The organism is Collinsella sp. AM28-11LB (genome assembly GCF_003469895.1).
Lineage (GTDB): Bacteria > Actinomycetota > Coriobacteriia > Coriobacteriales > Coriobacteriaceae > Collinsella.
Map to the genome: position 1 here is coordinate 1 of NZ_QSKJ01000015.1, position 12,140 is coordinate 12,140.

Annotated in this window: 10 protein-coding genes; 7 read left to right on the forward strand and 3 right to left on the reverse strand. The window is 60.2% G+C overall.

The window, feature by feature from the left end; genetic code table 11:
* Positions 1 to 2: 2 nt before the first annotated feature.
* The 3 genes from DW732_RS09210 to DW732_RS09220 all read right to left on the reverse strand — a co-directional run bounded on the left by DW732_RS09210 (position 3) and on the right by DW732_RS09220 (position 3,787).
* Positions 3 to 962, reverse strand: coding sequence for a PTS transporter subunit EIIC (locus tag DW732_RS09210; protein WP_118099383.1), 960 nt, complete (start codon positions 960 to 962; stop codon positions 3 to 5).
* Between the two features lie 24 nt (positions 963 to 986).
* Entirely contained in the window at positions 987 to 2,312 is a 1,326-nt protein-coding gene (locus DW732_RS09215; RefSeq protein WP_117763852.1) for a 6-phospho-alpha-glucosidase, read from the reverse strand.
* 236 nt (positions 2,313 to 2,548) lie between these two features.
* Complete coding sequence (locus DW732_RS09220) at positions 2,549 to 3,787, reverse strand: MFS transporter (RefSeq protein WP_233539429.1); 1,239 nt, start codon at positions 3,785 to 3,787, stop codon at positions 2,549 to 2,551.
* Positions 3,788 to 4,037: 250 nt separating this feature from the next.
* On the opposite strand from DW732_RS09220, the gene DW732_RS09225 reads away from it, so the two are divergent.
* The 7 genes from DW732_RS09225 (at position 4,038) to prfA (ending at position 11,929) form a co-directional block, all read left to right on the forward strand.
* A complete protein-coding gene (locus DW732_RS09225) occupies positions 4,038 to 4,907 on the forward strand; it encodes a hypothetical protein (RefSeq protein ID WP_117734905.1) in 870 nt (289 codons plus the stop codon).
* Positions 4,908 to 5,020: 113 nt separating this feature from the next.
* Positions 5,021 to 5,914, forward strand: coding sequence for an aldose 1-epimerase family protein (locus DW732_RS09230; protein ID WP_118099384.1), 894 nt, complete (start codon positions 5,021 to 5,023; stop codon positions 5,912 to 5,914).
* A 465-nt stretch (positions 5,915 to 6,379) separates the two neighbouring features.
* A complete protein-coding gene (locus DW732_RS09235) occupies positions 6,380 to 7,120 on the forward strand; it encodes a transporter substrate-binding domain-containing protein (RefSeq protein ID WP_233539430.1) in 741 nt (246 codons plus the stop codon).
* Between the two features lie 9 nt (positions 7,121 to 7,129).
* Positions 7,130 to 8,278 (forward strand): amino acid ABC transporter permease, encoded by a 1,149-nt coding sequence (locus DW732_RS09240; protein ID WP_117763855.1) that lies wholly within the window; start codon positions 7,130 to 7,132, stop codon positions 8,276 to 8,278.
* 22 nt (positions 8,279 to 8,300) lie between these two features.
* Complete coding sequence (locus DW732_RS09245) at positions 8,301 to 9,086, forward strand: amino acid ABC transporter ATP-binding protein (RefSeq protein ID WP_118099385.1); 786 nt, start codon at positions 8,301 to 8,303, stop codon at positions 9,084 to 9,086.
* A 72-nt stretch (positions 9,087 to 9,158) separates the two neighbouring features.
* Positions 9,159 to 10,574 (forward strand): M20/M25/M40 family metallo-hydrolase, encoded by a 1,416-nt coding sequence (locus DW732_RS09250; RefSeq protein WP_118099386.1) that lies wholly within the window; start codon positions 9,159 to 9,161, stop codon positions 10,572 to 10,574.
* Between the two features lie 287 nt (positions 10,575 to 10,861).
* On the forward strand, positions 10,862 to 11,929 hold the full coding sequence (gene prfA / locus DW732_RS09255) for a peptide chain release factor 1 (protein WP_006235697.1): 1,068 nt from the start codon (positions 10,862 to 10,864) through the stop codon (positions 11,927 to 11,929).
* The last annotated feature ends 211 nt before the right edge of the window (positions 11,930 to 12,140 follow it).

Genomic DNA, 12,140 nt, shown 5'->3' on the forward strand with positions numbered 1-12,140 from the left:
GGCTAGCCCCTTGTCACACAAACTACCGAAGCCTCCTTTTTATTCTCGGGACGGGCACAGTGGTAGATGGCGAGTGCCGCCGCGGGCAGGCCGCACATGGCGAACAGCACCTTGCCGTTCATGACGTATTTTGAGATGTCGATGTCGTACATCATGCCGGGCGTGTTGAGCATGGCGTTGTAGATGTTGACAGCACCTTCGACGGTCTGGCCGTCAACCTGGATGCTACCACCCAGAGAAGTGAAGAAAAACGGCAGGTAGATGAAATGATGCAGGCCGAAGGGCAGAAGCATGCGCTCGGAGAAGCCATAGATGAACGCGCCAAACACCCCGGTGGAATCGATGAGTGTCGAGGCGGCCTTTAGGCCGGTTTGCACAAACGGAAACACGAAGGCGAGCGCAACGCCCACTAGGCTCGCGAAAACGACGGTGAGGGCGGGGACGCAGCGTGTGCCGTTGAAGATGCCGAGCACCGGCGGAAGCTGCACCTTATAGAATCGGTTGTGGATCCACGCGACTACCAAGCCGATGATGATGCCGCCGAATACGCCGGTGTCGAGTGTGGTTACGCCCAGGATGGCGTTCTGACCGGTCTGCAGGTTGGCGGGATCGATGGTGCCCAGCAGGATAAGCAGCTGACCCATGATCGTGTTCATGGTCATGTAGCCGATGAAGCCTGAGAGTGCGGCGGTCGCCTTCTCGGCCTTGGCGTAACCGTAGGCGATGCAGATCGCAAAGAGAACCGAGATGTTACCATTGATAACGTTGCCGGCTGCTTTGATGAGTGTGCTAAAGATCACCATCGGCTCGGTGCCCAAAAACGGGCAGAGCGAGATGAGGTTAGCATTGGAAAGGGCGGAGCCCAGACCGACCAAAATGCCGGAAACGGGCAGGAGGAGGACCGGCGCCATGAGTACCTTGCCGAGTCTCTGGAACTCGCTGTAGAGCTTGCTTTCTTTCATGATGTTCCTTCGATGCGCGGGGAGTTAGGACAGGGTCGGCCAATAATCGCCGTTCGCTTCGATCAGGTCGTCGAGGATTTGGCGCGCGACGGTAGTCGAAGGGACGGTCTTGTTGATTGCAATGGCTTCGAGCGCCTTCTGGTAGGAATGCTCGTAATATGCGTCGACGGCGAGCTTTTCACTGGCATTCTGCTCTTCGATAAGCCCCTTGTAGAAGGTGGGGATAGCAGGCTGGCTGATGGGTTCGGGGCCCCAAGAGCGCAGGTAGGCGGGGACCTCGACCATGGCGTCGTCGGGCAGATTGGGGATGGCACCGTTATTCTCGACGATTACGAGATAACGTTCGCACTTGTTGTAGGCGATAGAGGCGGCTGCGTCGACGATAAAGTCGCCAAAGACCGTGAAGCTCTGTACAGGGCTCTTGTAATTGGCGGGATCTGCCAGGTACTTGTCGTGCTCGGCAAACATCTCCTTCTCGCGTCCGTTGATGACGTTGTCGGCGCGCGTCCAGTTGGGGTCCATGTCATCTGCCATGTCTTTGGAGTACAGGTAGTACTGCAGGTAGCTGTTGGGCAGATACTCGGGATAGTCCTTCACAATCTTGACGTATTGACCCCAGGTGTGCATCCAGTCCTTGTCCTTGTGATGCTTGTCGCTCACGGCCATGCCGTGCTCGAGAATCATCTGACGAAGCTCCGGCAGACGATCGCGTCCCTGCTTGTCGTAGATTTTGGTAAACCAGCCAAAGTGATTGAGTCCAAAATACATGGGGTCGATATCGCGCCAGCTGGGAAGTCCGAGCATCTTAGAGTACGAGAGCAAGATAGCCGTGGGCATATCGCAGATGTTAAGGATATGGTCGTTGTTAAACTCGCGACGTGTGGCCTCGGCGACAACTGCGGCGGGGTTGGAATAGTTGAGGATCCAGGCGTCTGGACTGTATTTCTTGGCGTAGCGTACGAGGTCGAAGACGCCGGGGATGGACCTGATGCCATAGGAGATCGAACCGCCGGCGCCGCAGGTTTCCTGTCCTACACAACCGTACTTGAGAGGGATGCGCTCGTCCTGGCGACGCATCTGAAGGCCACCCTGGCGGATTTGTGCGAAGACGAAGTCGACATCGGTGAATGCCTTTTCGGGATCGGTCGTCACGACAACTTCAATGTCAGGAGCTTCCTGCTCGATGAACTGCTTCATGATGTCGTAGACGAGATGCATGCGCTTCTCGTCGATGTCGTACAGGGCGAGTTTGCGCAGCGGCAATTCGTTTTTCTTCTGCAATAGGCTCTGGATGATGCCGGGAGTGTGGGTGCTGCCGGCCCCGGCGATTACAACTGCTTTCTTGTCCATGTGGTAAACCCCTTTCGTGTGGATTGACCACTTCAGACTACGAAAGCTTTACCTGCGATTCTACCGATTTTCAGATTGCGAAAAACGATAGCGGTAATCTTAACAGGATGCGTTTTGCGTGGTTAAATAGCGCCGGGAAAGATGCTGACTTGGGCGACGTGTTGCATGGCTGCGGGAGCGAACGCCAGGCGGTCAAAAGATGGTGGGCGGTGCTGCGGCTTTTGGCTGCAATTGCGCTACCCGCGACGACGCTCCCAGCGAGCCAACTTAATCGTCACCAGCGTGAGCGCCCAGGCCACAAGCGAGAACGCGGCGCCCACGGCACCCACGTACGCAATGCCAGCGCTGCTCACAACGGCGCCGCCTACCGCGGTGCCAAACGAGATGCCGACGTTAAACGCCATGGGCTCAACCGAACTTGCAAGTACCATCGACTTGGGATGGCGGCTGCGTGCCACGTCCATAAAGTGCGTGATGCACGACACCGAGAACAGGTACATGAGCATTGCCAGACTAAAGACAAAGACAAGTGCGAGCGGCATGGCAGCGCCCGCGGCAAACAGCCCAAACAATGCCGCCGCCTGCAGCGCGAACGTAACCAGCAGTGCCTTCATGCCAAAACGCGCGTCGATCCATCCGCCCAGGATGTTCGAGATCAGGCAGAACACGCCGTAGGCCATAAGCGTGGTACTGGCTTCGACCGTGCCCATGCCCAGCACCTGCTCAAGATAAGGCGTCACATAGCCGTAGAAAACGTAGACCGACCCCACGCCAAACAAAAAGATGAGCATGCCGGTGATGATGCTCGGTTCGCGTAGGAGCCCCGCCTGCTCGCGGAAGGTGGCAGGCTCATCGGTCTGCCCGGCGCGCGGCATAAACGCCACGAGCGCTCCGCAGATTAGAACGGCAAAGGTCAGCGTGCCGTACATGGCCACGTGCCAATCGAGCGTGTCGGCCACAAACTTGCCGATCGAAGTGACAAAGACCATCGCCACGGAAAACGCACCATATACCACCGAGATGGCAAGCGAAGTTTGCTGCGGGGACAGCAGTTCGGGGATGTACGTCACACCCACGGCGAGCAGCGCACCCGAGACAGAGCCCAGGACAATGCGCGAGATAAACAGTACCTGGAAGTTGGGCGCCAACGCCATGACCAGGTTGCCGAGCACAAAGACGATGCTGTAGCACACGAGCAGCTGGTAGCGGCGGAAGCGTCCCGTGCTGAGCGCAAGCACTGGCGTAGCGATGGCGTAGACGAGTGCGAACACGCTGATGAGCTGGCCCGCTGTGGCAAGCGATACGCCGAGTTCCGTCGCCAAGTCACTTTCGATGCCGATGACCACGAACTCGGAGCAGCCGAGCGAAAAGCCTAACAACACGAGTAACGCTAGACAGAGCTTGGTGCGCGCAGGGGAGAGCGCGGCGGCGGTTGACTTGCTTTTAGGCGTGGTTGCGGCGATCAAGGTTGTCACTCCAATGTCGCATGAATAAGCGGGATTCAATCCCTGCAACTCTAACAGAATGTGACAAAGAGACAGTCCCTTTGTCACATTCGCGGCGTGGCTGCCGCCCAAACCGTCACAACATTCGATGAAAAGCTCGAAAACGAGGAAAAGCGTCGAATGTTGTGATGGTTTTCCTATCTGTGCCGGCGAGCCGCCGTGCCGTCTGGGGGTATAAAACTAGCAAGTGTTTATTTGCGAGGCCTAAGGGGCGCCCCGTATGGATATCGATAACTTTGAATGGTGGTACAGCGAGGGTGAGGCTCCGGACGAGGGGTGGGACGAGCCTGCGCCGCGTGACGTGTCGATCGACGAGGACGAGACTGGCAACGACGTCGCCGCCGACTCGGACGCCGCCCTCGGCCCTGTCGATCCCCTGACCTTCGAACAAGCTTGGGCCCAGGCCGAGGCAGACGAGGCCAAAGCCGATGCTACGGCCACGCTCGGCGAGCCAGCCGACATGTCGATCTCGCCGGCAAAGACCCCGCAGCCGCGCCACACCATCGACCCCGACAGCACGGCATCCTTCAGCATTCTCGACGTGCCCTCGCAGGGTGCCCAGGCGCTCGCGCCCACACGTCGCCCCAATCTGTCTCACGAGGAAGATGCGGGACGTCGCTCGCCGCTCGGCCCCATCCTTATCGCCTTTATGGCCGGCGTTATCGCATGCTCGGTAATTGGTAGCGTTTGGAGTCATGTTGAACAACAGCGAAGAGACGCCGCCAAGGTCGAGATGTCTGTCGAGCAATCGCTCGGCCGCACGCGCTCGGTACATGTGTCGGTCGAGGTCAAGGACGGCGCGACGTGGGACACTGCGCGCGGCGACAGCCAGATGCTCGTCCATATTGTGGGTCGCACGCTCAAGGGGCAAGCGGTCGACGAGTACCAATACGTCAATTCCGAAGGTGACGGTATCGAGCTCAAGCCTGGTGACTACGAGCTCACGGTCGATGAGCCGCCCGTCGCCACCGACGGTACGCGTTTCCGCGCCTCAAAGCGCATGGTTCCCGTGAGCTTTAACTCGCAGGCGCCCGATACGGTCGACACCACGCCGCAGGGCGGGTTCGACCTTTACGTGGATACCCAGTAGGCGTTTGCCGCTCATTCCGCTATGGCTACTCAATAATCGCCTGCCGTCCCGTCCCGCCGCCAAGAGTGGGACAATAGCCCTCGACACTATTGTTTATTTTTGGAGGAAGTAGCATGTCCACCGTCACTACCATCAAGCGCGGCGGCCTCACCGCGGCCATCGATTCCATGGGAGCCCAGCTCACGAGCCTTGCTCTCGACGGCAACGAGTATCTGTGGCAGGGCGACCCCGCCTTTTGGGGCAAACATGCGCCCATCCTGTTCCCCATTGTGGGCTCGCTGCGCAACAACACGGCAACGTCTGCGGCCGGCACCTGCGAGATGCCGCGCCACGGACTCGCGCGCATTGTCGAGCACAAGCTGGTCGAGGTCTCTGAGGATGGCTCGTCTGTCACCTACGAGATTACCGACACGCCCGAGTCGCTCAAGGCGTTCCCGTTCCACTTTAAGCTCAACATGACCTATGCCCTGACCGGCGACGCCACCCTCACGCAGACCTTTGCCGTCACCAACACCGGCGACGTGGACCTGCCGTTCTCGGTGGGCGGCCACCCCGCATTTAACGTGCCCGCCCCCGGTGCCGAGGACGAGGCGTTCGAGGATTACGAGCTGGCGTTTACTGAGGCCTGGACTAACGAGGCCCCCGTCATCACGCCCGATGGCCTTATGACGTTCGAGGGCAGCTACAAGGCCCCCGATAACTCGGACGTGCTGCCCATCACGCACCGCAGCTTCGATAACGACGCCATCATGTTCACCGATACCCCGGGCTCCACGCTCACGCTGCGCGGTTGCAAGTCGGGTCACGGCGTCAAGATCGACTTTGAGGGCTTTAAGTACATCGGCGTGTGGTCTGCCGCCAACGACGCCCCGTTTGTGGCGCTCGAGCCTTGGACCGGTCACACCACCATGGACACCGAGGACGACGTCTTTGAGCACAAGGTCAACACCATCGTCTTGGCCCCCGGCGAGACGGACAAGCGCACCTTTAGCGTCACCCTGCTGTAGAGGTTCCGCCGTTCTACCGAACGGCGGACCGGTCGACGCTGCGCGACGTCCAGGGCGACAATTTGTCATTCAAAAGGCAAGGCATGACCAGAAGGTCTATGCCTCGCCTTTTTCATGCCAACTTGTTCGCCCTGGACGTCGCTCGCTGGCATTGCCAAAACATCGACGTTCCCAATGACTACCGTGTGTCTATTAATTTTTCGAGCTTGTGCTGCGCTGCTGGTCGCTGGCGTATATCCTGTTAAGTCGTCAGCATACGATTCAACAGGGAAGGCAGATTATGCATTCTCCCCATCAGCGTGACGCGCAGGCCCAGCCGGTGTGCAGTCGTCGCATCTTCCTGGGTAGCGCTCTCGCTGCGAGCGCTACCGTCGTCGCCGGCGCGCTTGCCGGCTGCCAGCGTCCGTCCACGCTGGAAGTAGTTCAGCCCACGACGGGCGGCGGCCGCGATGACCTGCCGATTCCGTGGTCGGCAAGGACAAGATCCGCATTGGCATGGAGGCGGCCTACGCCCCGTACAACTGGCAGGTCTCCGAGGCCAGCGAGTACACCATCCCCATCGACAACGTGCAAGGCGCTTACGCCGATGGCTACGATGTTCAGATCGCAAAGATCCTCTGCAAGGCCCTTGGCGGCGAGCCCGTTGCCGTCAAGCAGAGCTTCTCGGGCCTCATCGATTCGCTCAACAACGGCCAGATCGACCTCATTATTGCCGGCATGAGCGCCACGCCCGAGCGCGAGGAGTCCGTCGGCTTTTCCGATCCGTACTTTATCGGCTACTTTGGCCTGTTCGTAAAAGAGGGCTCGCCCTACCAAAGCGCGACCAAGCTCAGTAACTTTAGCGGCGCCACGGTGCTCGGCCAAAAGGACACGATGCTCGATACCGTCATCGACGAGATCCCGGGCGTCGTCCACAAGAATCCGGTCGATTCGGTGCCCACGGTGTTTTCGAACCTGCTACAGGGCACCTGCGACGCCGTGACCTACAACACCGAAAACGAGAAGGGCTATATGGCCCAAAACCCGGGCATTGTCCCCATTCATTTTGCCGAGGGCGAGGGCTTTAAGCAGGAGGTCACGTCAAACGTCGGCTGCCGCAAGGGCTCGGACAAGCTGCTTAAGCTCATCGACAAGACACTCAAGGGTGTCAGCCAGGAGGAGCGCGACCAAATGTGGGACGCGTGCCTCGACCGTCAGCCGGCATAGAGAGGCAGCATGAAAACCGTTAATCGTCTGGCCTCTTTAATTAAGGCCGACCACCGTTATGTGTATCTGGGCACGAGCGTTATCGCGGCGCTCGGTCTGGCGTTTAGCCAGCGCAACCCCACGCCGCTGAGCTTCTTGGCGCCCACGGGTGTGTTCCAGGACTGCCTCTGGGCGATTCTGTGGGCTTGGATTGTCGTATCGGCGGCAGCGCTCGTCACCAAGCTCATGCATTGGAATGACTATCGCCAAAAGTCGCCGTTTGCATCCGAGCGTTGCCGTCGCAGCGCGCGCCTGGGCAGCTATGTCGTGGTTGCCATCGCGGCGATCTTCTTTATCGACCGTTGCGTCATGTCGTTTATCGACCTGGTGCAGGTGAGCATTGTCTCGGACTCCAATCCCAGCGACTTTCTGTCGAGCTTGGTCTACATGACCTACAAGAGCGGCGACTTCTTTATCCGCGGTATCGAGATCACCATCGCGCTTGCCACCTTCGGCACCGTCATCGCCTTTTTCCTGGCACTGCTCTTTGTGTTCCTGCGTATTCAGACGTTCGATCGCGTGGATAACGACCCGGTGCGCTTCTTTAAGAGCATCGGCCGCGGCTTTACGACCGTCTACTCCACCATCGTGCGCGGCACGCCCATGATGGTCCAGGGCCTGCTCATCTATTACGCGGGCTTCACCGTTTTGCGCGGCATGGGCTTCGAGACTGCCCAGGCCAACCAGATCTGGAGTACCTTCACCGCCGGCCTCGTCACCATCTCGCTCAACTCCACCGCCTATATGATGGAGGTCCTGCGCGGCGGCATCGAGTCGATCGATCCCGGTCAGGCCGAGGCGGCGCGCTCGCTGGGTCTGTCGCAGTGGCAGGCCATGCGCAAAGTTGTGTTTCCCCAGGGCATTAAAAACGCGATCCCGGCGCTCACCAACGAGCTCATCATCAACATCAAGGACTCGTCGGTGCTCTCGGTCATCGGCGTGTTTGACCTCATGTACGCCACCACTACCGTCGCCGGCGTGTACTACCGCCAGATGGAGGTCTACTGCGTGGCGCTTGTGGTCTACCTGATCCTGACGCTCGTGGCGAGCCGCCTGCTCGAGGCCTTTGGCAAAAAGCTCGGCGCCGAGGCCCCGGCAACGCTGCCCAGCTCCAACTAGGCTCAAGACGAGGAGAATCATCATGGCAGATACCGCCACTACCGGCGTTGCGGCCGCCGCACAGACAAATGAGCCGCTCATCCGCGTCGAGGGCCTGCGCAAGAGCTTCGGCTCGCTCGAGGTGCTCAAGGGCATCGACCTGTCCGTTAACCCCGGCGAGGTCGTCACCATTATCGGCGCCTCAGGCTCGGGTAAGTCGACCTTCCTGCGCTGCCTCAACCTGCTCGAGACCCCGGACGCGGGCCACATCTGGTTCCACGGCCAGGACCTCACGGCCGAGCGCTGCAACATCAACAAGCTGCGTGAGGACATCGGCATGGTGTTCCAGGGCTTTAACCTGTTCAACAACATGGACGTGCTCGACAACTGCACGCTCGCGCCCGTCACGCTCAAAAAGATGAGCAAGGCCGAGGCCGAGAAGGTCGCGATGGAGCATCTGACGAGCGTGGGGCTCGAGAAGTTCGCGCACGCCGCCGTGGGTCGCCTGTCCGGTGGTCAAAAACAGCGCGTGGCCATCGCTCGTGCCCTATGTATGAATCCGCAGATCATGCTGTTCGACGAGCCGACCTCCGCACTCGACCCCGAGATCGTGGGAGAGGTGCTCGAGGTCATGCGCAAACTTGCTGCCGACGGCATGACCATGGTCGTCGTCACGCACGAGATGGCCTTTGCCCGCACCGTGTCCGATCGCGTGGTCTTTATGGACAAGGGCGTAGTGCTCGAGGACGCCGCGCCGGCAGAGCTCTTTGGCAACCCCAAGCACCAGCGTACCCGCGAGTTCCTCTCGCGTTATCTCGAGGACAAATAACCAACCGCAAGCGCTTATGTGGCAGGGCCGCTCCGGTGGGGCGGCCCTTGTCGTCACAATCGAAAGGATGTCATGGCCGAGGTTTGGCGCTTCTTTGCGCATGAGGATGATTTTGCCGATCTGGACGAGGCTGGTGCGTGCGAGCGCCTGGGCCGCGTGCTGTCGTTCCCGACCATCTCGAGTATGGATGCCGAGGCAGTGGACTGGCAGCCGTTCGACGACCTGCGCGCCTATATGCAGCGGGCCTGGCCGCGCGTGTTTGCGGCGGGCGAGGTCGAGCTTATCGATCACTCGCTGCTGGTGACACTTGGCGGTTCCGACCCTGCCCTCAAACCCGTTATGCTCATGGGCCACATGGACGTGGTTCCCGTGGTGCCCGGCACCGAGGCCGACTGGACGCACGCCCCCTTTAGCGGCCACGTGGACGACACCTACATTTGGGGTCGCGGCGCTGTTGACATGAAGGACCAGGTCGCAGGCATTCTCGAGGCGGTTGAGTATGCGCTGGCGCACGGCTGGGAGCACGAGCGCACGCTGCTCCTGGCCTTTGGCCAGGACGAGGAGACTACGCAGTACGGCGCAGACGCCATCGGCCGCGTGCTCGAGGAGCGCGGCATTGAGCTTGAGTACCTGATCGACGAGGGCGACTACCGCATCGTTCCGGCTGCCGAGTACAGCGCGGGCGAGGGTTGGCTCATGCACGCCGACCTCGCGGAGAAGGGCTATGCCGATATCGTGTTGAGGACGCGTAGCGAGGGCGGGCATTCCTCCAACCCCTACGGGGGCACTTCACTCGAGGTGCTCAGCCGTGCCATCACCGCAATCTGCGATATCGAGTGGCCGACGCGCGTGACCGACTTGCTTGCCGCCCAACTCGTCGAGTTGGGGCTCTACACGGCCGATGAAATTGCCGCCAACGGGGATGCCATTGTCCGCGATTGCCTCGCCAGCAAAAAGCTCTATCCGCTGGTGACGACCACCTGCGCGCCCACGCAGATCGAGGGTGGCAGCACCGGCGCCAACGTAATGCCGCAGGATATGTGGGCAAACATTAACTTCCGCATGCTCGAGGGCACGTGCGTGGCCGATGTCGTTGCCCGTTGCCGCGACGCCGTTGCCACGGCGGGTCTTGCCGAGCGCGTGGAGGTCGAACTTGGCCCCGGCAGCTCCGAGCCCTCGCCGTCCCCGCGCATCGGTGGTCCCGGCCTCGAGGCGGTTCGCTCCATCGCCGCCCGCTATTTCCGTGATCCAAAGGGGACGGAGGAAAACGGATCATTCGAGCCAGTGGCAATTGTGCCCTCGACCGTGATTGGCGCGACCGACGCTGCCAACTACCAGCGCATTTGCCCGGAGTGCATTCGCTTCTCGGCCTTTGTGGTCGACGATGACGAGTGCGACCGCGGCGTCCACGGCACCAACGAGCGCATCACCCACCGAGCCTACCTCCAGGGCATCCGTTTTCTCATCTCCCTGCTCCAAACGCTCTAGAATTCGACAAAGCGACAGTCCCTTTGTTAGCCGTTGGACGTTCTTAAACGACTAGTCGTAAAGGAACGTCCAACGGCTACGTCCGCTCATTCCGTGCGGGTTATATGCAGGTTTGCCTGCGCACGCTATCATGTATGGGTTAGACCGCAACTATGTACCCCATACGCGAAGGGATGCGCATGTATCTGAAGATCGACATGTTCTAGCCGGGCTTACCCCCGCAGCGGCGCCCCGCGCCCCATCAATTCTGCCGATTTTCACCTTCACGCATATAAAGGAGTCCCGCCATGCGCGACAAGCTCGAAAAGATTATCAAGGCATACGAGGAGCTCGAGAAGAAGCTTTCCGACCCGGCCGTCGCCTCCGATATTAAGGAGTTCACGCGTCTTAACAAGGAGTACGCGCACCAGTCCGACCTCATCGCCGCCTCGCGCGAGTACATCGGTGCGCTCGATGACATCGAGGCTGCCAAGGAAATGCTCCGCGACACGACCGATGCGGACGAGAAGGAGATGCTCCAGATGGACATCTCCGAGAACGAGGAGAAGCTTCCCCAGCTCGAGGAAGACATCAAGTACATGCTCATCCCGAGTGACCCCAACGACGATAAGAACACCATCGTCGAGATCCGCTCCGCCGCCGGTGGCGACGAGGCCGCCATCTTCGCCGGCGACCTGTACAAGATGTACCAGCGCTTCTGCGAGTCGCGCGGCTGGAAGACCACCGTGCTCGACTCTAGTCCCAGCGAGGCCGGCGGCTTTAAGTCCATTGAGTTCAAGGTCGAGGGCGACCGCGTCTACTCCGTCATGAAGTTCGAGTCCGGCGTGCACCGCGTCCAGCGCGTTCCCAAGACCGAGTCCCAGGGCCGTATCCAGACCTCCACGGCGACCGTCGCCGTACTCCCCGAGGCCGAGGAGATCGACGTTCAGATCAACCAGTCCGACCTGCGCATCGACACCTACTGCGCCTCCGGCCCTGGCGGTCAGTGCGTTAACACTACCTACTCCGCCGTGCGCATCACCCACCTGCCCACCAACACCGTGGTGCAGTCGCAGGAGCAGCGTTCCCAGATCCAGAACCGCGAGGTCTGCATGCAGATGCTGCGTGCCCGTCTGTACGAGATGGAGCTCGAGAAGCAGCAGGCAGAGCTCGGTGCCGAGCGCCAGAGCCAGATCGGCCACGGCAACCGTTCCGAGAAGATCCGTACCTACAACCAGCCCCAGGACCGCGTGACCGATCACCGCATCGGTTTCAACTCCACCTACAACGGCGTCCTTCTGGGCGATCAGCTCGGCACCGTCATCGAGGCGCTCGCCGCCGCCGAGCGAGCCGAGAAGCTGGCACAAGCTGTGTAGTGGGTTACGCGGTTTTGCCAAACCGCGTAACGGCTTGACGCTGCAAACGCCCCTAAGCGGCAATCTGACGTTCAATCGTCGGTCGCGTACCAAAGTACGCTTCCCTCCTCTTTCACGTCACCTTGCTCGCTTAGGGGCGTTTTCGCTGACTTATGCTCAACCTGTGGCGGGGCACTCATTGGGGACAGACTTAAATGAGTAGTCGTTGGGG

Bases quoted from the DNA above. Each gene is read 5' to 3' on its own strand.
- prfA (WP_006235697.1), top strand. From the start codon at position 10,862: ATGCGCGACAAGCTCGAAAAGATTATCAAGGCATACGAGGAGCTCGAG.
- DW732_RS09210 (WP_118099383.1), bottom strand. From the start codon at position 962: ATGAAAGAAAGCAAGCTCTACAGCGAGTTCCAGAGACTCGGCAAGGTA.
- DW732_RS09230 (WP_118099384.1), top strand. From the start codon at position 5,021: ATGTCCACCGTCACTACCATCAAGCGCGGCGGCCTCACCGCGGCCATC.
- DW732_RS09215 (WP_117763852.1), bottom strand. From the start codon at position 2,312: ATGGACAAGAAAGCAGTTGTAATCGCCGGGGCCGGCAGCACCCACACT.
- DW732_RS09225 (WP_117734905.1), top strand. From the start codon at position 4,038: ATGGATATCGATAACTTTGAATGGTGGTACAGCGAGGGTGAGGCTCCG.
- DW732_RS09250 (WP_118099386.1), top strand. From the start codon at position 9,159: ATGGCCGAGGTTTGGCGCTTCTTTGCGCATGAGGATGATTTTGCCGAT.
- DW732_RS09240 (WP_117763855.1), top strand. From the start codon at position 7,130: ATGAAAACCGTTAATCGTCTGGCCTCTTTAATTAAGGCCGACCACCGT.
- DW732_RS09245 (WP_118099385.1), top strand. From the start codon at position 8,301: ATGGCAGATACCGCCACTACCGGCGTTGCGGCCGCCGCACAGACAAAT.